Below are 24,896 nucleotides of genomic sequence, written 5' to 3'. Positions count from 1 at the left end.
AAAAGCTGGCAAAAAAAACATCCAAGATGCTGAAAATAAAGCAAAATGACCATTCAATCAGCGTTGAAATAAGCAAGGCAGCTCATTAGACTACCGACTCCCCTACCCGTCGTAACACAAGGAACGTATCAAACAATGAAAAAGACGGTTCTCACCCCCTTACTGGCGCTGTTGATCACAGGCTGTGGCGGCGGTGATGGCGAACAGGAAGAGACCCCTATCCGCCCCCCTGTCACCCCCAACTATTTCGAGGCATCCAGCCAGAGCAGCGTGGGCGGACAGTTGAACCCTACCAGCCTGCGGTTGGCGGCGGGTGAACAGGGGCGCTTCTCGGTACAGGCTGACAGCGGTTACCTCCTGACCGGGATAAGCGGATGTGATGGCACCCTGGACGGCCTCACCTATACCACTGGCCCCATGAGCAGCGATTGCCAGATCTCGGCCAGCTTCACGCAGGAGAGTGCCGCCGTCTATTTCAACGCCACCACCCACGCTTCTCAGGGGGGCGCACTCAGCCCCGACTCCCTGCGTCTGAACGCCGGTGAACAGGGCCGTTTCACCGTGCAGCCCGAGAGTGGCTTCGTGCTGGCGCAGGTCACTGGGTGTGAGGGCACCCTGACGGGTAATACCTACACCACAGCACCCATGCGCGCCGATTGTCAGGTCTCGGCCCGCTTTATCAGCGATGCGGCCAATGCGATTGCCCGGGAAGATCATACCCTTGCCAGCGAGCAATCCCTGATCGCCCATGCCCGTGCGGCGATTGCCGACAGTGAGGCGCACCGCACCGAGCTGGTTCGCAGCCTCTATCAGGGAATGGCACAGATCAGCTGGAACCCGAGCCACGACTCCATCACCTTTTCCAGCTTCCAGCCGGAGAGCACGATGACCCTGCTCCCCTCCAACATCAATAGCAAGGGGGAGAGCGAGATCCGGGGTCTGGTGATGGTCTCCGAGCAAGCCGATTACCGTCAGGCCGCCATGGGGGCGAACCTGTTTTCCGTTGACCGCACAGCGCAGAGCGAGGCGCTGCTCAAGGGGCTGATTGGCTGGCTGACCCGCGGCAAGGATAGCGATGGCCTGCGCATCCTCACCACCCAGATGCCTAGTCGCGCCGATAGCGTCTATTTTCCCCACAACGAAGGCGTGCGTGACTGGCTCAAGGCGATCTATCCCGACAAGCACAGCATCAACCCGGCCAATACCTGCGATTATCAGGCGCTGAGCGACTGTATCGATAGCATGGCGCCGGAGCTTATCGTGATCAGCGATATCGACCGCCAGGGGCTGGGGTATCAGGGGATCGCAGAGGGGATCGCCAAGGCCAAAGCGGCCGGGATCCCGCTGCTGCTCTCCAACTATCGGCGCGATGCCAGCCCGCTGCTAAGCCCCCTCTATCTCGATATGGGGCTGGTCACCTGGGGCAACTACTGGTCAAAACTCAGAGCCAGCGATCTGGCAGTGAACACCATCATGGCACCCGACACCCAGCTGATGGCGGTCGATACCCTGCTTGGCAACCTTCTGGATCGCAACTTCACAACCCAGTGGCTCGATAGCTGCGGCGGCAACTTTATCAATTGCGGTGGCTCGGAGAGCTTCAACCAGCAGTTCAAGCTGGGTGCCGACTGGCTGAGAAATGGGGCCATCACCCTCGACAAGGCCGGGATCAGTCCCTTTGCCCGTGACGGCGTGACACTGTTGCCCGCCACCCTGCTGCTGGCCGACAAATACCGTGCCGCCATCGACTACCCGATTGCCTGGGATGAACATCAATTCTGGCAGCAGGCGATGTTTGCCGACTGGCTGGTGAGCTATGCCCGCACCCGTACCCCGGCCCAGCCCGATCTGGGGGAGTACGTCACCGATCGCAACAAGGTGGTGAAGGGACAAGCAGCCCACTACGCCTATCCCGCAACGCTCACCGACAGTCGGCGCATTGCGGTTCCCTACAGCGGGCAGTGGACCACCACCGGCTGGTATGCCCTGCCGGGACAAACCATCACCCTGAGACGCACCGATAACGCCGATGTGTCCGCTACCGTCCGACTCAACTACCACAGGCCCAACACCAATCGCGCCTATGAGCAGAAGATCTATCGAGCCCCGCTGGAGCTGACTACCGGACGACTGATCTTGGCCAAGGGGGGCAGCGTCACCTTCACCTCTCCTTATGGCGGCCCTATCTATCTCTATCTGGAAGGGGGGGCAGCATCGCTGGCCGTCCAGGTGAGCGCCACGGGCGTCACCCGTCATCCGGCCATCATGGATTTCAGTGATGAGCAGCAGATACGCGAGTTCAACGAGCGGCTGGAACAAACCGAGCTGCCCCATATCGATCTGCGGGCCGATGGCGCCGAACAGCATCTGCGCCGGGATCGCTTCACCAAGGCGGTGGGTGGCGTCATCCCCGACACCAATGCCCTGCTCGACAGCATCGCCCGGGATCACATTAATGGTGTCTACACCCTGGCGGGCTTGAAAATTCAGGGCAAGGGGCTCGATGAGTCGCTGCCGGCAGATGTTAAAAACGCCTGCGTGGCACTGCTGGGGGAGGGTTGTCTCGATGAGTCGATTCATACCCGCACCATCATCCAGCATGCCAACTATGACCAGAATGCCCATTGCGGCAGCGGTTGCAGTGGCAACCCGTGGGACTCTTCCGGCAGCATCAGCCCGACCGGCTGGCTCGACAATCACGAACTGGGCCACAACCTGCAGACCAACCGGTTGAACGTGCAGTACGCTGCGGCAGGCGATGCCGACAACTGGAGTGGCTACGGCAGCCGGGCGGGGGAAAACTCCAACAACATCTTCCCTTATGTGGTGAAGTGGCGCGCCCATTATCTGAGGGATGGCAACACTGCTCCCATCAAGGATGGACACATGAATCACAAGGATCTCTTCTATGTGTTCATGTCTGATGCGGCGCAGGTAAGGGACAGGAGTGGCAACCGCGTCGTGCTCGGGGCCAACTGCCAGGTGCTCGATACCGGCGAGAGTCGCTACGAAGCCCCCTGGAAGAGCAATGCCTACGCCGTCCACAACGGCTATCGCATGGCGTTTTATATCCAGATGGCATTACGCGCCCACCGTATGCTCCTGACTGATGGCTCCCGGCTGAACGATGGCTTCACTATCTTCACCCTGCTCTATCAGCATTCACGGATCTTCGGCGCGGCAGCCGGCAGTGAAGCGCAGTGGAATGCCAACAAGGATACGCTCGGCTTTAGCCTGTTCCCCTACTCGGGGCATGCGGTCTATGACGGCAAACGGGTGCGCGACATACCGGGCAATGACTTTATGCTGGTTGCACTCAGTCGGCTCACCGGCTGGGACTGGCGTAATCACTTCGATCTGCTTGGCCTGCGTTACTCCAGCCTCGCGGTCGCTCAGGTGCAGGCCAACCAGCGTTATGGCAGCCTGCCGATGGGGATGTATGTGCTGGAGGATGACCTGCCCCCAGCCAACATGAGCGAAGGCGTCACATTCCTGCCGCTCTCTGAAAGCGACGGATCCACCCTCTGGCCCCGCAACAGCGGCTCGCCAAGCGCCTGCCCAACACCCTGAATAGGGTCATCGCGATAACCACAACAAGTGCCCGGCTGGGCGCTTGTTGTTTATCCAGCCTCTGGCCCCGTTGTTGATGATGTGAAGAGGGTGGAATAAGTGGTGATCGCTCACAGATCAGCAAAGCAAACCTGCACTCCTCCCTCAGTCCCCGGGTTGTGTGAACCCCGTCACCTTGCCCCTTGCCAAATGAGAGGATGATGGCGCTCAGGCAGAAACATCTTTCTCGCCAGCTATTTCAACAAGTTGAGGTTTGTATGCCTGACAGCAATGCGGTCGCTCACCCGTTCGATGCCAAGAAGATCAATGTCAACGATCCCTATGAGATGAAGCAGTGGATCAAAATGTTCGAGTGCACCGAAGTCCAGCTGAAACGGGCGGTCAAGGCAGTCGGCACCTCAGGCAAGGCGATCAGGAAATACCTCAAGAAGTGAGGGCACAACCCCGTCACAAACCCGGCCCCGCTCGCGGGGCTTTTCTCATCTTGGCCTTTACGTGGGCCCGTCCTGCCTCCGGTTTGGCTACGCACATACCGCCTTTCAACCGCTCATAACCGGACTGTGCAGCCCGACCTGCGCCGGCCGCCGTCCGACAGCTTGTGACCAGCCAGCGCCGTCTGGCCCTTCGCATCCCGGCATCCCTGCCTATAATGCGGACTCAAACACACAGAGAGGATTAATCCATGGGCTTTATCACCTGGATCGTATTGGGATTGTTGGTGGGTATTCTGGCGAAGTGGATCATGCCGGGCCGCGATGGCGGTGGCTTCTTCATGACCGCCCTGCTGGGGATTGTCGGCGCCATGGTTGGCGGCTATGTGGGTACCCTGCTGGGGCTGGGCTCGGTGACCGGTTTCAATATCCCGAGCATCGCGCTGGCGACCGTGGGCGCCCTTATCGTCCTGTTTGTCTTCAACAAGATCCGCAGCTGACCCCCCAACGCCATCTATGTGTAGATAAACAGGGCACCGCGAGGTGCCCTCTCTTTTTTATCGCCCTCACGATGTTGCCAGCGGCAAGATCAGCCTCACCAGCAAGCCCCCCAGCTGGTTCGCCGGCAGCAACACCACTTCGCCGTGGTGGTAGTGGGCGATATCGCGCACCAGCGCCAGACCAAGCCCCGCTCCCGGCTGTTCACTCCCCTGCTCGAGGCGCTGGAACGGCTGCCAGACTCGCTCCGCCAGCTCGGGGGCGATGCCGGGACCGCTATCCTCTACCTCCAGCCAGATCTGCCCGTTGCTTTGCACCACCCGCGCCGTCACGGTGCCGTGGGGCGGGGTGTATTTGATGGCGTTGTCGAGCAGGTTGGCGCACAGCTCCCCCAGCAGCAGCGGCTCCCCCGCCACCATGATGGCGGACTCCTTCCCTTCGTAACCGAGATCGATCCTCTTGCTGCGGGCCTGCGCCAACCGTGACAGACAGGCCTGCTGCACCAGCGCCGTCAACTCCATGGGCTCACGCTGGCGCAGCCCGGAGCACTCGTCCGATTTGAGCCGGGCCAGCAGCAGTAACCGTTCGGTCAGGGCGATGGTGTGATCGAGCCGCACGGCCATGGCATCGAGGCTTTCGCTCATCAGGGCCGGATCGCCACTGCCGCGGGCCACCTCAACTTGGGTTTTCAAAATGGTGAGCGGCGTGCGCAGCTGATGGGCGGCATCGGCGCTAAAGCGCTCCTGCCGGGCCACCAGCTGGCGCAATCGGGCCAACTGGCGGTTGAACGCCTGCACCAGCGGCCGGGTCTCCTGCCAGGGGAGCAGGTCGGGCAAGGGGGCAAGATTGGCGGCATCGCGGCGCAAGATCTCCCGCGACAAACGGCGCATCGGAGTGAGCAGCCGTTTGAGCAACAGATAAGCGAGCAGCAGGGTGAGCACCACCAGCGCCCCCTGGGTCAGCAGGGCCGACCAGAGCAACTGCTCCGCCAGCTGCTGGCGACCGAGCAGGGTTTCCGCCACCGTGATGCGGGCCATGCCGTTGACGCCCCCCTCGCCTACCGGTTGCAGCAGCATCACGGCGCGGATCGGCGCCTCCTGATAAAGCCCGTCATAGAAGTAGGCAAGTGCCGGATAACGGTCGGTCAGGGGCGTACCGTCCGGCATGGGGGGCAGATCGTCAAAGCCGGAGATGACCCTATCGTCGATGCCGCGCACCTGATAGAAGAGGCGATCGCGCATGTTGCGCTCGAAGCTGTCGAGCACCACGTAGGGCACATCCACCCTGAGGCTGCCTTCGGCTGCCGTCAGCCGCTCGGCGACGGTACGGGCCGAAGCGAGCAGGGTGCGATCATAGGCCGAGGTGGCCGCCGCCAGCGCGCCGTAGTAGCTGTACCAGGCCGAGGCGGCCCAGAGGATCAGCAGGGGGCCGCCCAGAAACAGCAGCAGTTGATGAAGCAGGGAGCGACTAATGGGAGGCCTCCGGCGCCGCTTCCAGCAGATAGCCCAGCCCGCGCAAAGTGGTGATCACCACCCCGCTGCCCACCAGCTTTTTGCGCAGCCGATGGATGTAGAGATCGATGCTGTCGAGCCCCACCTCGTCATCGAGATTGAACACCTGCTCGAACAGCTGCCCTTTGGCGACGGGGCGCCCATGGCGGTACATCAGCGCAGTCAGCAGCGCCTGCTCCCTCGGGGTCAGGGCCAGGCGGGCATCGGCCAGCAGAAAATAGCCGTCGGGATGCAGAGTCAGGTGCCCCAGCCGCAGCTCGGCACCGCCACTTTCGCTGCGCCGCAACAGGGCCCGCAGTCGCGCATCCAACTCCCCCAGATCGAACGGCTTGGCCAGATAGTCATCGGCACCGGCATTGAGGCCGCAGATCCGCTCCTCCACCGCGCCGCGAGCGGTGAGCAGCAGCACCGGCAACCCCTGCCCGCGGCTGCGCAACCGGCCAAGTACCGCCAGCCCGTCTAGCTTGGGCATCTCGATATCGAGCACCGCCAGCGCGTACTGTTCGTGGCGCAGCAGGTGGTCAGCCTGAGCCCCGTCAGCCACCCAATCCACCGCGAAACCGGCGCTGGTGAGTGCCCGCGACAGCCAGTGGGCCAGTTCGTGATTATCTTCCGCCAACAGCAAGCGCATCCCTATCCCCTTGTTCCTAACCACGGCATTCAGCCGCACTACTTCAACTGCATCCCTTCATCACTGCTATTGCGGGAGAAGGTGCGATCAGGGTCACACTCCCGGTTCTTGGTCAGCGATTGAAAGGTGAATGAAAGGTTGCTGTTTTAACAATTTCGCATCACTTCGTCTATCGACGGAGTCACACCCAGGAAAAACAACGACAAGATGGAGCACACAACCATGAAGCAACGCACACATCATGCCCTCGCCCTGCTGACCCTGCTCGGCGCCCTGCCGCTGCAGGCGGCCGAGAGTGCCACCGCCCCGAGCCGTACCGAATGCATCGCACCGGCCAAACCGGGCGGCGGTTTCGATCTCACCTGCAAGCTGCTGCAGGTGAGCCTGCAGGAGACCGGCACCATCGACAAACCGATGCGGGTCACCTATATGCCGGGTGGGGTCGGTGCCGTTGCCTACAACGCCATCGTGGCGCAGCGCCCTGCCGAGGCGGGGACTGTGGTCGCCTTCTCCGGCGGATCCCTGCTCAACCTCTCACAGGGCAAATTTGGCCGTTACGGGGTGGACGATGTGCGCTGGCTGGCGGCGGTGGGCACCGATTACGGCATGATCGCGGTGCGCCACGATGCCCCCTATCAGAACCTCAAGGAGCTGGTGAGCGCCATGGAGCGCGATCCCAACAGCGTGGTGATCGGCGCGGGAGCCTCCATCGGCAGTCAGGACTGGATGAAGACGGCGCTGCTGGCCAAACAGGCCGGGGTTGACCCTCACAAGATGCGCTACGTCGCCTTTGAAGGGGGCGGCGAGCCGGTCACCGCGCTGCTGGGCAACCATGTGCAGGCGGTCTCCGGCGATCTGAGCGAGATGGTGCCCTATATCGGCGGCGACAAACTGCGGGTGCTGGCGGTGTTCTCTGCCGAGCGGCTGCCCGGCAAGCTGGCCACCATCCCCACCGCCAAGGAGCAGGGTTATGACCTGGTGTGGCCGGTGATCCGCGGCTTCTATGTCGGCCCCAAGGTGAGCGACAGCGAATACCAGTGGTGGAAGCAGACCTTCGATCAGTTGGTGAAGACCGACACCTTCAAGGCGCAGCGGGATCTGCGCGGCCTGTTCGAGTTTGACCTCACCGGCGAGGCCCTCGACAGCTACGTCAAGGAGCAGGTGGCGCAATATCGCGAGCAGGCCAAAGCCTTCGGTCTGGCCAAATAGGAGCAGCAGCCATGAGCGATCGCATCTTCGCCGCCATCTGGCTGCTGCTCTGTCTGGCAGGCGCCGCCATCGCCTGGCAGATCCAGAGCGAATACAGCTATGAGCCGCTGGGGCCACGCCCGTTCCCCCTCGGCATCATCGGCCTGATGGCGCTCTGCGCCCTGTTGCTGCTGCGCCGCCAGCCGGACACCGTCAGCTGGCCGCCGCTGCGTACCCTGCGCCACCTCGCCATCATGGTGGTGGCGCTGGCCGGGTACGGTGCCAGCTTCGAGTGGCTGGGCTTTCCGCTGGCCACCACCCTGCTCACCTTTGTACTGGGGCGCCTGTTTGGCGCCTCTGCCAAGGCAGCCCTGCTCTCCGGCGTCGTCGGCGGGCTGGTGCTCTATTTCGCCTTTGACAGGCTGCTGGATGTCACCCTGCCCCTCGGCGTCTGGTTCTCTTAAGGAGTCAATATGGATACCTGGATGTACCTCTCCCAGGGCTTTGCGGTGGCGCTCACCCCGGAGAATCTGGTGATTGCCCTGATCGGCTGCTTTGTCGGCACCGTGGTCGGCCTGCTGCCGGGCCTTGGCCCCATCAACGGGGTCGCCATCCTGTTGCCGCTGGCTTTTGCCCTGAAACTGCCCCCCGAATCGGCGCTCATTCTGCTCGCCACCGTCTATATCGGTTGCGAGTATGGCGGGCGGATCTCCTCGATCCTGCTCAACGTGCCGGGGGATGCCGCCGCCATCATGACCGCGCTGGATGGCTACCCCATGGCCCAGCAGGGCAAGGCGGGAGTGGCCCTCTCTATCTCGGCGGTCAGCTCCTTTGTCGGCTCCATGCTCGCCATCGGCGGGATCATTCTGTTCGCCCCGGCGCTGGCGCGCTGGTCCCTCGCCTTCGGCCCGGCGGAGTATTTCGCCCTGATGGTGTTCGCCATCGCCTGCCTTGGCAGCATGATGAGCCAGAACCCGCTCAAATCCTTTATGGCGGCGCTGATTGGGCTTGGGCTCGCCACCGTCGGGGTGGATGCCAACACCGGCGTCTATCGCTTCACCTTCGACAGCGTTCACCTCTCGGACGGGGTGCAGTTTATCGTGGTGGTGATCGGCCTCTTCTCGGTGAGCGAGATCCTGCTGATGCTGGAGCACACCAGTGGCGGCGGCAAGCTGGTGCGCACCACCGGACGGATGCTGTTCAACTTCAAGGAGCTGGTCCATTGCACCGGCACCATGTTGCGCTCCTCCACCATCGGCTTCTTCGTCGGCATTCTGCCCGGCGCCGGTGCCACCATCGCCAGTGCCATCACCTACATGACCGAGAAGCGACTGGCGGGGCCGAATGCCAAATTCGGCGAGGGGGACATTCGCGGCGTGGCCGCACCGGAGGCGGCCAACAACGCATCGGCCTGTGGATCCTTTATCCCCATGCTGACATTGGGGGTGCCGGGGTCGGGCACCACAGCGGTGATGATGGGGGCGCTGACCCTCTACAACATCACTCCGGGCCCCACCATGTTCACCGAACAGCCCGATGTGGTGTGGGGACTGATCGCCGCCCTCTTGCTGGCCAACGTCATGCTGCTGGTGATGAACATCCCCATGGTGGGGCTCTTTACCCGCATGCTCTCCATCCCGCTCTGGTTTTTGGTGCCCGCCATCGCCAGCGTCTCGGCAGTGGGCGTCTATGCGGTGCACAGCACCACCTTCGACCTGTTGCTGATGGTGGCCCTCGGGGTCTTTGGCTACCTGCTGCGCAAGATGCACTTCCCCATGTCACCGCTCATTCTGGGCTTCGTGCTGGGTGAAATGCTGGAGCAGAACCTGCGCCGCGCCCTCTCCATCAGCAATGGCGACACCGCCATCCTGTGGAGCAGCGGCATCAGCCAGACCCTGCTGGTACTGGCCATCGTAGTAATCACCCTACCCCCGCTGGTACGCCTGCTGCGCCGCCGCAAAGCCGATCCGCTGATCCCGGACGCCCGCCCGGAGCAGGGAGCCTGATCCCCTCTGAACAGAAAGAGGCACGCCAGCAAACTGGAGTGCCGTTAACGAACAAGGGCCCCATACAGTGGGGCCCTTGTTTATGAATGGCGTGTTGATGCCATCCTGCGCTTTTCGTCAAATGAGCTTGTTACTGCGCGTCCGGCTGGTTTGCGGGGGCGGCCTTGATAAAGGCATGCAACTGTTCGCAGTTGGCGACGATGCGGCGGATAGTGGGGTAATCGTCCAGGGTCATGTCGTAGCGGCGGGCGTTGTAGACCTGAGGCACCAGCATGCAGTCGGCCAGGGTCACTTCGTTGCCGACGCAGTAGACACCGGCGGTGGTCATCAACAGCTGTTCGAGGGCGGTGAAGGTCTCGTCAATCCAGTGGCGATACCAGCGAGCCTCCTGCTCGTTGTTGGCCCTGAAGTGCTCTTCCAGATAGTTGAGCACCCGCAGATTGTTGAGCGGGTGGATATCGCAGGCGATCATATTGACGATCTGGCGCACCCGGGCCCGCGCGTCGGGGGAAGAGGGCATCAGTGAGTAGGCGGGATAGGTCTCGTCAAGGTACTCCATGATGGCGACCGACTGACCGATCTGCACATCGCCATCCACCAGAAACGGCACCAGCCCTTGCGGGTTGATCCGGCGATAGGCCTTCTCGCTCTGCTCGCCTTGCCGCAAATTGATGGGATGCGGCTCGTAGGCGAGCCCCTTGAGCTGCAACACGATCCGCACTCGAAAACTTGCCGACGAACGCCAATAGCCAAACAACTGCAACATAATCTGTCCCTGCATCTTATCTGGGCCCGAAGCCCGGCAGGTGCTCACCACCTGCCTCCTTGTGTATCCGGCACCGGTTGAGGGCTCGTCGTGATCCGGACATATCCCGAATAGGTTTGCCGCCAACCGGCGCTGGCCATCAACCTCCCTGACCGCTCGCTGGCACCACCTGTTGAGAGATGGTGCCAAACAGGTTTTGGCCAGAGCGATCCTCCATCGCGATCGACACTCTATCACCAAACTGCAAATAGGGGGTTATAGCTTGATCACAATCAAGAATTTCCAGCATGCGCCGCTCGGCGATGCAGGATGAGCCGGCGCTGCGATCGTAGTTGGAGACGGTGCCGGAGCCGATGATGCAGCCCGCACCAAGGGGTCGGGTCTTGGCCGCATGGGCAATCAGCTCGAAGAAGTTGAAGGTCATGTCCACCCCGGCTTCGGGCGCACCGAACAGCGCACCATTGAGGTGAGTCAGAAGCGGCAGATGGACTTTGCCATCACGCCAGTCATCGCCGAGCTCATCCGGCGTGATGGCTACCGGCGAGAAGGCGCTGGACGGCTTGGATTGAAAGAAACCAAATCCCTTGGCAAGCTCCCCCGGAATGAGGTTGCGCAGGCTTACATCGTTGACCAGCATCAGCAGCTTGATGTGGCTGGCAGCCCCCTGCGGGCTTACCCCCATCGGTACATCGTCGGTGATGATGGCCACTTCCGACTCGAAATCGATCCCCCACTCCTCGGAGCCCATGACAATCGGCCCACGGGGAGCCAAAAAGCTGTCGGAGCCCCCCTGATACATCAGCGGATCGTGCCAGAAGCTCTCCGGCATCTCGGCGCCGCGGGCCTTGCGCACCAGCTCCACATGGTTGACGTAGGCGCTGCCATCGGCCCACTGGTAGGCGCGCGGCAAGGGAGAGAGGCAAGACGCTTCGTCAAAGGCGAACGCGTCTGCCGGTCGGCCCTCGTTAAGCTGCTGATAGACAGCCTCGAGCCTGGGGGCAACCTCGGCCCACTCATCGAGGGCGGCCTGCAACGTCGGGGCAATCTCGCTCACCCGCACTGCACGGGTCAGATCCCGGCTCACCACCACCAAAGCGCCATCGCGCTTGCCATTGTTCAATGTTGCCAATTTCATAAGCGATTCCTTATTTGCCGGCAGCCGCGTCCGGGCGCTGCCAGCTGGAGACATACCGGGTGTTCTCGATCCCTTCGCACAGGCTGCCGACGTTCAGCGCATCGCGGGTGTCTAGCATGACCGCCACCTCGTCGGTGAACTTCTTGGCATAGGCCTGCCCTGCCGCAAACGCCTTGGGATGGGGGCCGTGGGTGAAACCGGCGGGATGGAAGGTGACCATGCCCCGCTCGATATTGTCCCGGCTGAAGAAATCCCCGGCGTGGTAAAAGAGCACCTCGTCGTAATCATCGTTGCTGTGATAGAAGGGCACCTTGAGGGCGCCGGGATCGCTCTCGATGGGGCGCGGCACAAAGGTGCAGATGACAAAGCGGCTCGCCACAAAGGTGGAGTGGGCCGACGGCGGCAGATGGTAGCGGTGGCTCATCAGCGGGCGGATATCCCGCCAGTTGAGGCGCACCACGCACAAATCCCCATGCCACCCTTGCGCATCCAGCGGGTTGAAGGGCCAGGTGATGACCGACACCTGATCGTGGCGTTTGACCTGCAGCGACCAGGGATTCTCATCCTGCTGGGCGAAAAAGCGCTCGTTGATGGCGGGCACGTCGAGCGCCGCCGGGTCAAAGATGGCATGATTGCCCACCAGCCCCTTGTCCGGCAGCTGGTAGCTGTCGTTGGTCGCCTCGATCATCAGGATGAACATGGGCGCCGTCGGCTCGATGCGCCACATGGTGCCACGGGGGATCACCACGTAGTCGCCGTCCCGCAGAGTCAGATGGCCGTAATCGCAGAAGAACTCTCCGCTCCCTTCGTGGATAAAGAGCAGCTCGTCACCGTCGGCGTTGCGCACCAGAAACGGCATCGCCTCGGAGAGCCGCCATATCCGGTAGCGGCAATGGGGGTTGCTGAGAATGTCGGGAGCCACCCAGGGAGAGAGTGAGCTCACCTCTTCCTGGAGGGCATTCAAGTCAAACAGCCGTGGTCGCAGCGGCCCCTCCCAACTGCTCCAGTCGGTAGGGGCATGCTTGTGGTGCATGTGGGTGGCGGGGCCGAAAAAGCCGCTACGCCCCAGCTCGCGCTCATAGATGGCCTGTTCCGGCAGATCGGCATGAGCCTGTCGGGAGTGGGTTCCCTCCCGGTGGGGAAAGTTAATCCAGTTACGCATTGCTCGCTCCCTCTTTGCGGGCCCCCTTCTCATCCTCACCGCCATCCAGCACGCCGCGGCGGATCTGGTCCAGCTCGATCGATTCAAAGAGCGCCTTGAAGTTGCCCTCGCCAAACCCTTCGTTGCCCTTGCGCTGGATGATCTCGAAGAAGACCGGGCCAATCACGGTGTCGGTGAAGATCTGCAGCAGGATGCCATCCTTGGTGGGGGAGCCATCGATGAGGATGCGCAGCTCTTTGAGGGCCGCCAGATCCTCCTGATGCCCCTCGACACGACTGTTCACCTTCTCGTAGTAGGTATCCGGGGTCGGCATAAAGCCGGTGCCGCGGCTGCGCAGGGTGCGGATGGTGTGGTAGATGTCGGCCGAGGAGAGTGCGATGTGCTGGATCCCCTCCCCCTTGTACTGGCGCAGGTACTCCTCAATCTGCGACTTGTCATCCGCCGACTCGTTGATGGGGATGCGGATCTTGCCGCAGGGGGCAGTCATGGCACGTGAATGCAGCCCGGTCAGCTTGCCCTCGATATCGAAGTAGCGAATTTCACGGAAGTTGCCGATCCGCTCGTAGAAATTGGACCAGACATCCATATTGCCGCGATGGACGTTATGGGTCAGGTGATCGATCTCGATGAGACCGGCATCCACCTCTGCCATCCGGGACTGCCAGTCGGGGTAGAAGACAAAATCCACGTCGTAGATGGAGCCCTTGTCGCCATAACGGTCAACAAAAGAGAGGGTGCTCTCGCCGATACCGTAGATGGCGGGAATATTGAGCTCCATCGGGCCAATTTTGCCAACAAAGGGCTTGGCCCCCTTGGCGATGGCGAACTGCTGTGCCTTGCCCGCATCGCTCACCCGAAATGCCATGCCGCAAACGCTCGGCCCATGCAGGCTGGCAAACTGCTCCGCCTGGGAGTGGGGCTCGGCATTGACCACGAAGTTGATATCCCCCTGCCGGTAGAGCCAGCACTGCTTGTGTTTGTGCTTGGCGACCTCGGCAAACCCGAGCGAAACGAACAGGCTCTTGAGGGCGGCAATCCCTTTGGCATCGGGGGCCGTGTACTCGACAAACTCGAAACCGTCAGTGCCTAACGGATTGATGGTATGGGTGGCGGAAGAGGTGGCATTCATCGGGCGCTCCTTGCTCTTGATTCGGTTAAAACGGATTGCGGCACCCAGCGGTGCGGCAAGTGTTAACAACTTGTTTCATTAGAAGCAGGGCGTAGCAGGAAGAGAAGAGGCGGGTTGCAGATAGTTTTTCGCAGCTGGCAGCAAAAGATGTAAATGAATTGTGACATTCAAGCCACAACCTTGCGGATCAAACGGTAACGACCCGCAGGACTGTCAGCTTTGCCTTACAGTTGCCAGTTTTTGATCATCAGATGGGGCAAGCAGGCCCGGGCTTTTTGCAGTCGCGTGGGCGTTGGATTGATCAGCCACGCCTCTTTCCCCAACCCCAGCAGTGGCAGATCGTGCAGGCTGTCGCTCAAGGCCAGCTCGGCATCGAGGGCACAGATCTCCGGCAACAGCTTGTGCTGGCCGTGGCAATAGAAGCGCGGCATCAGGCCGCCAAAACGGTAGTGCATCTGCGAGCCAATGATCCGGTGGGGCAACTGGCCGGGCAGTTGCTGATAGAGCTGGGCTCGCACCAGCGCGCAGGGGCTGGCGGAGATCACCCAGCAGCGCGCCCCCTCGTTTTGCAGCAGCTCGCGAGCCTGACGAAACAGTCCCGGCCTTGTGCGGCAATAGGCGCGCACCAGCTTGCGCCAACCGAGGGGAGATAGCCAAAGCGTAATGGCCCACCAGATAAGGGAGATACCGCGCCGCCGCTGGCTGGGAACCAGATAGATTACCCCACCCAGCGCAATCACCGGCAGCAACAGCAGCGGCCAGATCCGGCGCCGCAGGATATAGCGCAGCAGACCGGCGTGGCTGTCGCCGGGGGCCAGGGTGTCGTCAAAGTCGGCCAGGATCCAGCGCGGTGCGCTCCCGTTATCTCTATTGCCCGCGCCCTCTTTCGGTACGTTCAATTCAATTGGCGAGCGCTTCATTATATAATTCTCAAGGTGCAAGAGCGGCAATCGCGGCGCTCAGCTCGGGGGTGACAAACTCTGCCCCCTGCGTGGGCGGGCAGACAAAATCGAACGGCTCGCCGGCCAGGGTGAAACTCAGCCGCCAGGCATGCAGATAACCGCGATCGGCTGACGTACCGCCATAGCGCTTATCCCCGAGAATGGGGGCGCCGATGCTTTTGAGGGCAACCCGGATCTGGTGGGTCTTGCCAGTCTGCGGTTTGATGCGATAGAGCCGCAGCCCCTCGCGCACCGACACCGAATCAAACCAGCTGATGGCAGGATTATCCAGAGTACGCGCCAGCATCCAGCTGCCGCCGCGCCCCTTTTGCATATCCCCCTTCACCCAACCCTGCTTCTTCTTGGGTTTGCGATCGGAGAGCGCCAGATACTGTTTGCTCACCTCGCGGGCCGCAAAGGCCATGCTCAGTTCGCGGTTCGCCTCCGTGGTGCGGGCCAGCAGCACCAAGCCGGATGTCATCTTGTCGAGCCGGTGCACCGGATAGAGGGTGAGCCCTGTATCGACCTTCACGCGATTGACCAGCCCCGGATTGACCGACTCACCGTCGCCCTTCTCGTCGTGCATGCCGATGCCGGGCTGCTTGTCGATAACCAGGAAAGCGGGATGCTCAAACAATATCCGGTACATAAAACCTCGGGAACTGGGGAATAAGGCATGCAGCCAACGACTGGCGGCGCTCGGGAGTGCTGCATTCTCCCTGCTCGGCCGCCATTTGGCAAACCGGGCGGGCAGAGGATGAAGATGAAAAATGACCCCGCCTGCAACAGGCGGGGTCATTTTCGCTCATCTTGGCAGATCACACCTTACACATTGCGCGGGCGCAGGTGGGCGTGCCAGCGCGCTTCCCACTTCTTGAACAGCCAGACGATGACAAAGGTGAGCAGCATATAGAGCAGCCCTGCGGTCAAAAACGCCTCGAACGGACTGTAGTAGCGGGAGTTGATGATCCGCGCCGCGCCGGTCAGATCGACGATGGTGATGATGCCCGCCACCGCCGAGCCCTGCAGCATGAAGATCACCTCGTTGCTGTAAGCCGGCAGTGCCCGACGAAACGAGTTGGGCAAAATGATCCGGGTCAGGGTCTGCCAGCGAGTCATGCCAAAGGCGTTGGCAGCCTCAATCTGGCCGCGCGGCATATTGTGCACCGCCCCGCGCACGATCTCGGCGGTATAGGCGGCGGTATTGAGGGTGAAGGCCAGCAGCGCACAGAACCAGGCTTCGGAGAAGAGCGACCAGGCGGCACTGTTCTTCAGCCACTCCCACTGGGCGGCGCCGTAGTAGATGATAAAGAGCTGCACCAGCAGCGGGGTGCCGCGAAAGAAGTAGATATAGGCCCAGATTGGCCCCTTGATCAGCCAGTTGCGGCTATTGCGCAGGATGCCCATGGGCACCGCCAGCATCAACCCAAGGATCAGAGAGAGAGCCACCAGCCAGACGGTGGTATAGAGCCCCTCCCAGTAGGTGGGCCACTCTTTGAGAATGATTGAGAAATCCATGGCTTACCTCGTCTTGATGGCATAGTGACGCTCGGCCCACTTGAGCGCCGAGGTGGAGACTGCGGTGAAAATCAGGAAGATCAGCGCCACCGCCATGTAGAAGGTGAAGGGTTGCTGGGTCGAGCCCGCCGCCAGCGAGGCTTTGCGCACCATGTCATCGAGGCCGATGATGGAGACCAGCGCGGTGGTTTTCAGCAGTACCAGCCAGTTGTTGCCAAACCCCGGCAGCGCGTGGCGCATCATCTGGGGGAAGAGGATCCGTACAAACACCTGGGTTGCCCGCATGCCAAAGGCCCGTGCGGCCTCCAGCTCACCTTTGTCCACCGCCAGAATGGCGCCGCGAAAGGTCTCGGTCATGTAGGCGCCGAAGATAAAGCCGATGGTCGCGACACCGGCCACAAAGGGGCTGATGTCGATATAGTCCGGAAGCAGGGAGATCCACTCCTGATTGGGATTGCTCTCCAGTAACCAGCTATTGTAAGTCTCGTTGACCCAGGTGCAGATGCCGTTGATCAGCACCTGACCGCCAAAGAAGAGCAGCATCATCAGCACCAGATCGGGGATGCCGCGAATGATGGTGGTGTAGCCAGTGGCGATGGCCCGGGCCCACTTGTAGGGAGAGAGTTTGGCCAGCGCCCCCAGCATCCCCAGCAGCAACGCCAGCAGCAGGGAGGCCAGCGCCACTTCCAGGGTGACCCAGGCGCCCTCCAGCAGCGAGGCTTCGTATCCTTTCAAATCAAACATATGCAGCTCCATCGCCACTGAATCTTCACGCACCTGCTAACCAGAAGGCTCCATAGCAGTCCGAATGAAATATGTGCAGCTCCATTGCAATCAATGCGGGCCCGTAAACTCCCTCAGGGAGGTGACGGGCCCGATGACTACTGACGGGATCAACCTGTCGTTACTTGCCGTAGACGTCTTTGGACTTACTCGCCGTATACGTCGAACTCGAAGTACTTGTCGTTGATTTCCTTGTACTTGCCGTTTGCACGCAGCGCCAGAATGGCGGCGTTGAATTTCTCTTTCAGATCCTTGTCAGCCTTGCGCACTGCAATACCGGCACCCTCGCCAAACCACTTGGGGTCGGTCAGTTTCGGGCCGACAAATTCGAAGGCATCACCGCCCTCTTTCTTCAGCAGACCGTCGGTGATGGCGGCAGAGTCGGCCAGCACATAGTCCACACGACCGGATTTCAGATCGAGATAGGCTTCATCGGCCGTGCCGTAACGCTTGATGGTGGCGTTGGGGAAGTTGTCGGTAATAAAGGTATCCATGGAGGTCGCACGCTGCACCGCGACGGACTTGCCTTCCATAAAGGCTTTGTCGAGCTGCACATCAGTGCCCTTCTTGGCGGCAAAGCGGGCCGGAATGTGCTGGTACTTCTGGGTGAAGTCCACTTTCTTCTTGCGCTCTTCGGTGATGTCCATGGTAGCGATGATGGCGTCAAACTTGCGCGACAACAGCGCCGGAATGATGCCGTCCCAGTCCTGCTTGACCAGGGTGCACTTCACTTTCATCTCTTCGCACAGGGCGTTGGCGATGTCGATATCAAAGCCTTTCACCTCGCCACTGGGCTCGGTCCAGGAGAAGGGGGGATAGGCACCCTCAACCCCGATCCGGACCTCTTTCCACTCCTTGGCCATCAGGCTACCGGACGCGAGGGCAGTAACTACGGCTGTCGCCAGCATCAGCTTGTTCATGTATCTCTCCTTGATAAAACAGTTGATTGGGTAACCAGGCATCCCGCCATCAGTAGATGGAGGAGATGAATTGCTTGAACCGCTCGGATTTGGGATGGGCGAAAATCTCCTTGGGGTTGCCCTCCTCTTCCACCCGCCCCTGATGCAGAAACATCACCTTGTTCGATACATCCCGGGCAAACGACATCTCGTGGGTCACCACCAGCATGGTGCGCCCCTCTTCGGCCAGCTCGCGCATCAGGCCGAGCACCTCCCCCACCAGCTCGGGATCCAGCGCCGAGGTGGGTTCGTCAAACAGCATCACCTCGGGCTCTACCGCCAGCGCACGGGCAATGGCGGCCCGCTGCTGCTGACCACCGGAGAGGTGGCCGGGATAGTAGTCACGCCGCTCCCAGAGTCCAACCCGGTTGAGCAGTTGCTCTGCCTTGGCCAGTGCTTCGGCGCGAGGCACCTTGAGCACCTGGATCGGCACTTCGATGATGTTCTGCATGATGGTCATGTGTGACCAGAGATTGAAACTTTGAAACACCATGGCCAGTCGGCTGCGGATCCGCTCCACCTGACGCATATCCTCGGGCAACCGCTCGCCGGCGCGGCTGGTTTTCATCCGGATCAGCTCGCCATGGAGCGAGACGGTGCCGGATGAGGGGGTTTCGAGCAGATTGATACAGCGAAGAAAGGTCGACTTCCCCGAGCCGGAGGAGCCGATAAGGGAGATCACATCCCCCTTGTGGGCGGTCATGTCGATGCCCTTGAGCACTTCGTGGGTGCCAAAATATTTGTGCAGATCACGTACTTCCAGTGCGGCAACGTCGCTCATCCATTACAACCTTGTCTGTCCCTAGACGCCGCAGGGGGCGTGACTCAACCATCGTCCATTTAACAAAAAGTTAACCGATGGCAACCTTCAGCGAAAATATCACCCGGATAGTGAAAAAACAATACAGAACGAGGGTCTTCAGGGGATTCGCTCTATTTTTATTCGCTCTTTGCGTATTTTTCAGCACTTTCTTTGCATAAACAGCCGTTTCAATGGCTATTCCAATACCGCCTTTTTATACCCCAATCATATCAGTGGCAAGAGAAAAGCGTGATGTGTGCCAAACCGGCACCAAAATGGCTTTATGCACCCCCTTGCCGAGCGAAATATCGGCCCCCCGATCGGATCAACTTGATTTCATTGGTGCACTTGGGCTCGCACAGAATCTTATCAAACAGAGAGGTTGTGGCAAAAAAGTAACAATCCGCCCCTAAAAGGGCTGTTTTTGGCCATGAAAGCGAGAGATATGTGACACAGAGCCAATAAGTAATGATAAGGTGGTGTTTTTATCAGTTTTTGTGATCGAGGCCTCGATGCTGCTCAATGTGTTGCTGATCCTGTTGCCACTGGCAATCGGCTATCTGATTCCCCTCTCCTCTGCCCGGCTGATCAAGCTGGTCAACCAGAGTCTGGGCAAGATGGTCTACCTCATTTTGTTTCTGATGGGGCTCGGGCTTGCCTATGTGGAGAACCTGGGCAGCAATCTGGCGGTGATCTTCAAGGTCGCCGGGGTGATGCTGACCGCGATCACGGTCTGCAACCTGCTGGCCCTCTGGTGGCTCGACAAGCGCACGCCGCCGACCCACGAGGCGAGCGATGCCAAGATGCCGGGCAAGTTACACCTGTTGTGGGAATCCCTGCAACTCTGCTTTGTGGTGCTCGGCGGTGTGCTGCTGGGCCTACTGGTGGATCTGCGCGCCCTGCCCATCGACAAGTGGAGCGAGTGGGCCCTGATGCTGCTGCTGTTTCTCATCGGGGTGCAGATGCGCAACTCCGGCATGCGGCTGCGCCAGATCCTGCTCAATCCCTGGGGGATGAAGATAGCCGCCACCGTCATCCTCAGCAGCTGGCTGGGAAGCCTGCTGGCGGCCCAGTTGCTGGGCATGCCCTTTACCCATGGTCTGGCGATGAGCTCGAGCTTCGGCTGGTATTCGCTCTCCGGCATTCTGGTGGCCGACAAACTGGGGCCGGTGCTCGGTTCTGCTGCCTTTATCAACGATCTTGGGCGCGAGCTTATCGCCATACTGATCATCCCGATCCTGATGCGACGCCACCCCTCGGCGGCCATCGGTTACGGCGGCGCCACGGCGCTGGACTTCACCCTGCCGGTTATCCAGAAATCAGGGGGCATTCAGGTGGTGCCGGTGGCCATTGTCTCCGGCTTTATCCTGAGCCTGCTCGGCCCCATCCTGATCCTCGGATTTCTGGCGATCTAAGCCTTGTTCCCACATTGCAGATAAAAAAGCCCGACCTTGTTGTCGGGCTTTGGCTGTTTGGAGCAACCACGCACTCGCACTGGCTGCGATATTGCCCGCAACCTTATTCGCGCCACAGGCCGCCGCTCATCACCCTTTCGATAGCAAACGTCCGGTCGTGCACCAGCAGCAGATCCGCATCCTGCCCGACCCCGATACGCCCCTTGCTGCCGAGTCCCAGCGCCTGCGCCGGATTGCTCGTCACCGCGGCCAATGCCCTCTCCAGCGAGACACCGAGTTGGGTCGCGCGCACGCACTGCTGCCACAGGCTGGCAATCTGGCCGCAGCGCATCTCGATTAGCCGCCCCTCGCCATCAAAGCGCGGCAGGCTGGCGTTCGCATCCGAGCTGAAAGTGATGCGATCGGCAGGCACATTGGCGGCCAGCAGCTCGAGAAACGCATCGGCGGCAAGCCGCTCGCCATCCTCCAGCAGATCGGGAAAGCTCGATGTAGTGAGGTCAACCCAACCTCCCGCCTTGCCCCACTCGATGGTCTCGGCAAAGAGCCAGGGGTTGCGGTTGCAGTGAGTGGGATAGAGCTGGCGCAGCGGAATATCGGTCTCATCGCGAAGAGCCCTTAGGGGGGCCAATGCCCCCTTGCCATCCCCGACATGGAAGAAGCTGACCCCGCTCTTGCCCGCAAGCAGCCCGGCCACCCGCGCCTCGCTGGCAAGCCTGGCCAGCTCGTCGTGGGTCGGCGCACTGGATCTGTGGTCGCTGATGGCCACCTCCCCCACCCCCAATACCTCGGGGATCAGGATAATGTCCGACTCCACCGTGCCGGTCAGGGTCTTGACCGGCAGATGGTAGGAGCCGCTATACATAAAGGCGCTCACCCCGGCGGCGCGAAACTCGCGCACCTTGCCGAGCACCTGCGCGGGAGTGCGGGTCAGGCTGTCGGTGCCAAGCGCCGCCACCAGGGTAGTGACACCGGCCCTGAGCGCCTCGCTCGCCGCCAGTTCCGGGGTGCGAAAGGCAAAGCCCCCCTCACCGCCGCCGCCGGTGATATGGGCCAGCGGATCCACCAGCCCGGGCACCAGATAGCGGCCACGACCATCGACACGATGCAGCGGCCAGTTTGTGGGCACCGTCAACCCCTTGCCCATCCAGGCGATACGGCCATCAGCCACCAGCAGATCCTGCTGGCCAAGGTGGGTGGGGCTGAAGATCTCGGCCCCCTCGATCAGGGTCAACATGGCGATCCTCCTTGCACGATTGTCGCTTGCCCAATGAAAAGAGAGGGAGCAAGCTCCCTCCCCCCGTCAACCACCATATATATCGTACTTGAAGTACTTCTGGTTGATCTGCTGATAGGTGCCATTGGCACGCAGGGCCTTGATCGCCTCGTCCAGCTTGCCCTTGAGCTCCTTATCGCTCTTGCGCACGGCGATCCCCATGCCATCACCAAACCACTGGCGATCGGTCAGGGCGGGCCCCACATAATCGAACTTGTCGCCCCCCTCTTTGCCAAGGAGCCCCTGCTCAATGGCAGAGGCATCGGCCAGCAGGGCCAGCACCCGACCCGCCTTCAGATCGAGATAGGCCTCATCGGCATTGCCGTAACGGACGATGGTGACATTCGAGCCAAAATTGTCGGTCAGGTACTTATCGTGGGTGGTGGCCCGCTGCACCCCGATGCGCTTGCCCGCCATGCCTTCCGGGGTCAGCGTCAGCTCGGTCCCCTTGGCCGCCACAAAGCGATTGGGAATATGGGCATATTTCTCGGTGAAATCGACCTTCTGGCGCCGCTCGTCGGTGATCGACATGGCGGCGATGATGGCGTCGTATTTGCGCGACAGCAGGGCCGGGATCATGCCGTCCCAATCCTGCGCCACCAGCTCGCACTTGACCGCCATCTGCTGACACAGGGCGTTGGCGAGATCGATATCAAACCCCTTGATCTCGCCCGACGCATCGGTCCAGGAGAAGGGCGGGTAGGCCCCCTCCACCCCGAAACGCACGGTTTTCCACTCCTTGGCTATGGCGGGGGTGGCCAGCAGGCTGGCAACAAACAGGGCTGAGAGGGTCAGTCTGATCTTCATCTTGAGTACTCCATTACATAAAAAGCGCACAAGCGCGGACAAGGCACCGCAGGCGAATGCATGCGATGACCAAAAGCGGCAAAATCTGGATGAGCGAGATCACGCCCGAGCGGGCGTCAGTGAACTGCTCCAGGGGTTCGATCTATTCGTCGAACCACTCGGAGAGATAGAAAGGCTTGAAGTAGAAGGCCAGAAAAAAGCCTCTGGCTTTGCGCATCATGGTGGTTTGTCGCGTCCTGTGACAAAGATGGCATCACCTTAGCACGCCCCAAATTTGCCCGGCAAGAGGCAGCCACAGGGCAGTAGCAAAATCCCGATCATGGCCAAGGCGGGCGGGATCCGTTAGGCTCGAAGCACCTTGCCATCCCATAACAGACCCACAGCGACCGATGAATTTTCTGGCCCATCTCCATCTGGCTGCCCACACCCGAAGCTCCCTCACCGGCAATCTGCTCGGCGATTTCGTCAAAGGCACGCTGCCCACGGGGCTTGCCGCCCACTTCGATGAGGGGATCTGGCTGCACCGCAAAATTGACGCTTTCACCGACGGCCACCCCGAGCACAAGGCGGCCGTCGCCTGTTTCGAGGCCCCCTGGCGCCGCTTTGGCGGCATAGTGGTGGATATGATCTACGACCACTGGCTGAGCCAGCACTGGGAGCTGTTCAGTACCGAGCCCCTGCCCCGCTTCCTGCAACGCAGTTATGACCAGCTATTGGCGGATCACCCACGCCTGCCGGATGGACTGCCACTCCCCCTCAAGCGGATGGCCGAGCAAAACTGGATCGCCTCCTACAGCCACAAGGAGGGGCTGGGGCAAGCGCTAAATGGCATCGGCCGCCGACTGCGCCGCCCGGTACAACTGGGAGAGGCGCTGTTGACCCTCGATGAGTCGCAGTGGCAAACATGCGAGGCGGGATTTCTGCGCTTCTATCCCCAGCTGATGGACTTTAGCCAGCAGCAGCTGGCCCAATATAGGGCAGCCCAAGGGGCACAGTGATCCCTCTGGATAGAGCTGCTTCCCCATAAAAAACGCCCCTTGCAGGGCGTTTGTCATCAGTTGGCTTCGTCTTTCTTTTTGCGAATGCTTAAGCCAAGTTCCCGGCCACGCAGTCGGGCGTAATAGATGGTGCCGACAAAGGCGAGAGCGGTGAAGACCAGCTCCACCACCGCCAGCCACCGCTCCCCCTCATCCGTTGTGATCAGGGTGAGGGCGTGGAGGAAATAGGGCATCAACACGAAGTTGCCCCAGGCGTGGGTGTAGGGGTTGCCCTGCACTATCCCCTTGAGAGGGAAGAGCAGCGGCACCGTCCAGATCACCGGCAGCAGCCAGGGGTTGAGGTCCGGATGGGGCGACAGCCACAGATGCCAGAGGATGACCCAACACAGCAGACCGAAGAAGCCGACCAGAGTCAGCCAACGAGCGAAGCGGGTGCTCACTTGAGGATCTCCAGCACCTGCTCCGGCGGGCGACCAATGCGGGCCTGACCATTCTTGATGACAATTGGGCGCTCGATCAGCTTGGGATGCTGGTGCATGGCGCGAATAAGGGCATCACCGCTGACATCGGCCAATCCCAGCTCCTTGTAGAGATCCTCCTTGGTGCGCATCAGCTGGCGGGGATCGCTAAAACCGAGCAGAGAGAGCAGGTTGCGGATCTCATCTTCGCTCGGGGCCTGCTCCAGATAGAGCACCACATCAGGGGCGATCCCGTGCTGTTCCAGCAGAGCCAGGGTTTCGCGACTCTTGGAGCAGCGCGGATTGTGGTAGATTTGGGTCTCGCTCATGGTAACTCCCTGATTAATCGCAAGATGGGACTAGAAACGGCGCTATTGTAGGGGAAAGTGATGGTCAGGGTAAGCGGCAGTGGAAAGGAATTGAAACGAATTTGTTGGCTGATTGTGGCTGGCCTGCTGGGCGCGTGCACACCCGCCCCCGAATTTACCGATGCAACAGGGCAGTCGGTCAGCCTGCGCAACTTTGCCGGCAAGCCGCTGCTGGTCAACTACTTCGCCCCCTGGTGTGCCCCCTGCCTGCGCGAGATGCCGCGCCTCAACAGGCTGGCAGCGGAGGGCCGGATCACAGTGGTGGCCATCAACTACGACCCGACCACGCCAGCAGAGCTGGACAAGCTGGCTGCGCAGTATCACATCAAGGTGCCGCTCCTTATTGCCAATGAAGATGCCAGGCTCCCCTTCCCTCGCCCAGGCGGCCTGCCCACCAGCTATCTGCTCGATAGCGAGGGCAAGCTCAAGCAGACGCTGGTCGGCGAGCTCGACCAGCAGCAGATCGAGATGCTCAAAGCGACCGCCAGCAGCATGAGTCACTAGCCCATCGCTGCTATCACCGTCCCCCACATCAACGCCACCGCCA

Annotated in this window: 25 protein-coding genes; 9 read left to right on the top strand and 16 right to left on the bottom strand. The window is 61.0% G+C overall.

The features are described from left to right. The first annotated feature begins 135 nt into the window (after positions 1-135). From AB5Z02_RS08065 to AB5Z02_RS08055, 3 genes are all read left to right on the top strand, one after another. A complete protein-coding gene (locus AB5Z02_RS08065; RefSeq protein ID WP_368215813.1) occupies positions 136-3,570 on the top strand; it encodes an ImpA family metalloprotease in 3,435 nt (1,144 codons plus the stop codon). Positions 3,571-3,827: 257 nt separating this feature from the next. Beyond that, positions 3,828-4,004 (top strand): DUF3606 domain-containing protein, encoded by a 177-nt coding sequence (locus AB5Z02_RS08060; RefSeq protein WP_005337420.1) that lies wholly within the window; start codon positions 3,828-3,830, stop codon positions 4,002-4,004. Between the two features lie 248 nt (positions 4,005-4,252). After that, positions 4,253-4,501 (top strand): GlsB/YeaQ/YmgE family stress response membrane protein, encoded by a 249-nt coding sequence (locus AB5Z02_RS08055; RefSeq protein WP_005359720.1) that lies wholly within the window; start codon positions 4,253-4,255, stop codon positions 4,499-4,501. A gap of 66 nt (positions 4,502-4,567) precedes the next feature. Here the strand turns inward: AB5Z02_RS08055 and AB5Z02_RS08050 are convergent, their stop codons facing one another. Beyond that, positions 4,568-5,917: a sensor histidine kinase gene (locus AB5Z02_RS08050; protein WP_368215828.1), complete on the bottom strand. Its 1,350-nt coding sequence runs from the start codon at positions 5,915-5,917 to the stop codon at positions 4,568-4,570. Positions 5,918-5,966: 49 nt separating this feature from the next. Beyond that, on the bottom strand, positions 5,967-6,641 hold the full coding sequence (gene tctD, locus AB5Z02_RS08045) for a transcriptional regulator TctD (protein ID WP_231719729.1): 675 nt from the start codon (positions 6,639-6,641) through the stop codon (positions 5,967-5,969). 222 nt (positions 6,642-6,863) lie between these two features. Between tctD and AB5Z02_RS08040 the strand changes: the two genes are divergently transcribed. From AB5Z02_RS08040 to AB5Z02_RS08030, 3 genes are read left to right on the top strand one after another with little or no spacing between them, the layout of a single operon-like run. After that, the gene (locus AB5Z02_RS08040; RefSeq protein ID WP_231719728.1) at positions 6,864-7,850 is read left to right on the top strand and encodes a tripartite tricarboxylate transporter substrate binding protein; all 987 of its coding nucleotides are present in this window, start codon (positions 6,864-6,866) and stop codon (positions 7,848-7,850) included. An 11-nt stretch (positions 7,851-7,861) separates the two neighbouring features. Continuing rightward, positions 7,862-8,293, top strand: a complete 432-nt coding sequence (locus AB5Z02_RS08035; RefSeq protein ID WP_231719727.1) for a tripartite tricarboxylate transporter TctB family protein — start codon at positions 7,862-7,864, stop codon at positions 8,291-8,293. 9 nt (positions 8,294-8,302) lie between these two features. Beyond that, entirely contained in the window at positions 8,303-9,835 is a 1,533-nt protein-coding gene (locus AB5Z02_RS08030; RefSeq protein ID WP_088869256.1) for a tripartite tricarboxylate transporter permease, read from the top strand. Between the two features lie 130 nt (positions 9,836-9,965). Here the strand turns inward: AB5Z02_RS08030 and maiA are convergent, their stop codons facing one another. The 10 genes from maiA to AB5Z02_RS07980 form a co-directional block, all read right to left on the bottom strand. Next, the gene (gene maiA / locus AB5Z02_RS08025; RefSeq protein ID WP_368215812.1) at positions 9,966-10,601 is read right to left on the bottom strand and encodes a maleylacetoacetate isomerase; all 636 of its coding nucleotides are present in this window, start codon (positions 10,599-10,601) and stop codon (positions 9,966-9,968) included. A 139-nt stretch (positions 10,602-10,740) separates the two neighbouring features. Continuing rightward, complete coding sequence (locus AB5Z02_RS08020; protein ID WP_368215811.1) at positions 10,741-11,736, bottom strand: fumarylacetoacetate hydrolase family protein; 996 nt, start codon at positions 11,734-11,736, stop codon at positions 10,741-10,743. A gap of 10 nt (positions 11,737-11,746) precedes the next feature. Next, complete coding sequence (locus tag AB5Z02_RS08015; RefSeq protein WP_368215810.1) at positions 11,747-12,898, bottom strand: homogentisate 1,2-dioxygenase; 1,152 nt, start codon at positions 12,896-12,898, stop codon at positions 11,747-11,749. Then, positions 12,891-14,027, bottom strand: a complete 1,137-nt coding sequence (gene hppD, locus AB5Z02_RS08010) for a 4-hydroxyphenylpyruvate dioxygenase (RefSeq protein WP_368215809.1) — start codon at positions 14,025-14,027, stop codon at positions 12,891-12,893. Before hppD ends, AB5Z02_RS08015 begins: the two co-directional genes overlap by 8 nt. 224 nt (positions 14,028-14,251) lie before the next feature. Then, positions 14,252-14,947, bottom strand: a complete 696-nt coding sequence (locus AB5Z02_RS08005; protein ID WP_368215808.1) for an HAD family hydrolase — start codon at positions 14,945-14,947, stop codon at positions 14,252-14,254. Between the two features lie 10 nt (positions 14,948-14,957). Beyond that, positions 14,958-15,617, bottom strand: coding sequence for a TIGR01621 family pseudouridine synthase (locus tag AB5Z02_RS08000; protein ID WP_368215807.1), 660 nt, complete (start codon positions 15,615-15,617; stop codon positions 14,958-14,960). A gap of 176 nt (positions 15,618-15,793) precedes the next feature. Further along, positions 15,794-16,486, bottom strand: a complete 693-nt coding sequence (locus AB5Z02_RS07995; protein WP_005337302.1) for an ABC transporter permease — start codon at positions 16,484-16,486, stop codon at positions 15,794-15,796. A gap of 3 nt (positions 16,487-16,489) precedes the next feature. Then, positions 16,490-17,230, bottom strand: coding sequence for an ABC transporter permease (locus tag AB5Z02_RS07990; RefSeq protein WP_005361412.1), 741 nt, complete (start codon positions 17,228-17,230; stop codon positions 16,490-16,492). 185 nt (positions 17,231-17,415) lie between these two features. Continuing rightward, on the bottom strand, positions 17,416-18,189 hold the full coding sequence (locus AB5Z02_RS07985; protein WP_005337307.1) for an ABC transporter substrate-binding protein: 774 nt from the start codon (positions 18,187-18,189) through the stop codon (positions 17,416-17,418). A gap of 49 nt (positions 18,190-18,238) precedes the next feature. Next, entirely contained in the window at positions 18,239-19,009 is a 771-nt protein-coding gene (locus AB5Z02_RS07980) for an ABC transporter ATP-binding protein (protein ID WP_005337310.1), read from the bottom strand. Between the two features lie 533 nt (positions 19,010-19,542). Here AB5Z02_RS07980 and AB5Z02_RS07975 point away from each other — a divergent pair. Beyond that, entirely contained in the window at positions 19,543-20,445 is a 903-nt protein-coding gene (locus AB5Z02_RS07975; RefSeq protein WP_201915146.1) for a lysine exporter LysO family protein, read from the top strand. Positions 20,446-20,548: 103 nt separating this feature from the next. Here AB5Z02_RS07975 and iadA read toward each other — a convergent pair whose 3' ends face one another. Continuing rightward, a complete protein-coding gene (gene iadA, locus AB5Z02_RS07970; protein ID WP_182963659.1) occupies positions 20,549-21,679 on the bottom strand; it encodes a beta-aspartyl-peptidase in 1,131 nt (376 codons plus the stop codon). Between the two features lie 66 nt (positions 21,680-21,745). Beyond that, positions 21,746-22,525 (bottom strand): ABC transporter substrate-binding protein, encoded by a 780-nt coding sequence (locus tag AB5Z02_RS07965; RefSeq protein ID WP_231719718.1) that lies wholly within the window; start codon positions 22,523-22,525, stop codon positions 21,746-21,748. A gap of 389 nt (positions 22,526-22,914) precedes the next feature. On the opposite strand from AB5Z02_RS07965, the gene AB5Z02_RS07960 reads away from it, so the two are divergent. Further along, a complete protein-coding gene (locus tag AB5Z02_RS07960) occupies positions 22,915-23,523 on the top strand; it encodes an ACP phosphodiesterase (RefSeq protein ID WP_368215806.1) in 609 nt (202 codons plus the stop codon). Positions 23,524-23,579: 56 nt separating this feature from the next. Here the strand turns inward: AB5Z02_RS07960 and AB5Z02_RS07955 are convergent, their stop codons facing one another. Next, positions 23,580-23,963 carry a DUF2069 domain-containing protein gene (locus AB5Z02_RS07955; RefSeq protein WP_206899858.1) on the bottom strand — a complete coding sequence of 128 codons (384 nt, stop codon included), beginning with the start codon at positions 23,961-23,963 and terminating at the stop codon, positions 23,580-23,582. After that, on the bottom strand, positions 23,960-24,310 hold the full coding sequence (gene arsC / locus AB5Z02_RS07950; RefSeq protein WP_042657676.1) for an arsenate reductase (glutaredoxin): 351 nt from the start codon (positions 24,308-24,310) through the stop codon (positions 23,960-23,962). The genes AB5Z02_RS07955 and arsC overlap by 4 nt, the downstream gene beginning before the upstream one ends. A 60-nt stretch (positions 24,311-24,370) precedes the next feature. Between arsC and AB5Z02_RS07945 the strand changes: the two genes are divergently transcribed. After that, positions 24,371-24,853 carry a TlpA family protein disulfide reductase gene (locus AB5Z02_RS07945; RefSeq protein ID WP_368196173.1) on the top strand — a complete coding sequence of 161 codons (483 nt, stop codon included), beginning with the start codon at positions 24,371-24,373 and terminating at the stop codon, positions 24,851-24,853. Positions 24,854-24,896 lie beyond the last annotated feature (43 nt).

It is taken from the genome of Aeromonas sp. R2-3 (assembly GCF_040908375.1).
In the GTDB taxonomy this organism is placed as follows: Bacteria; Pseudomonadota; Gammaproteobacteria; order Enterobacterales; family Aeromonadaceae; genus Aeromonas; species Aeromonas veronii.
Note: the sequence above shows the minus strand (reverse complement) of the source record. Positions and strands in the feature narration are given on the sequence as shown.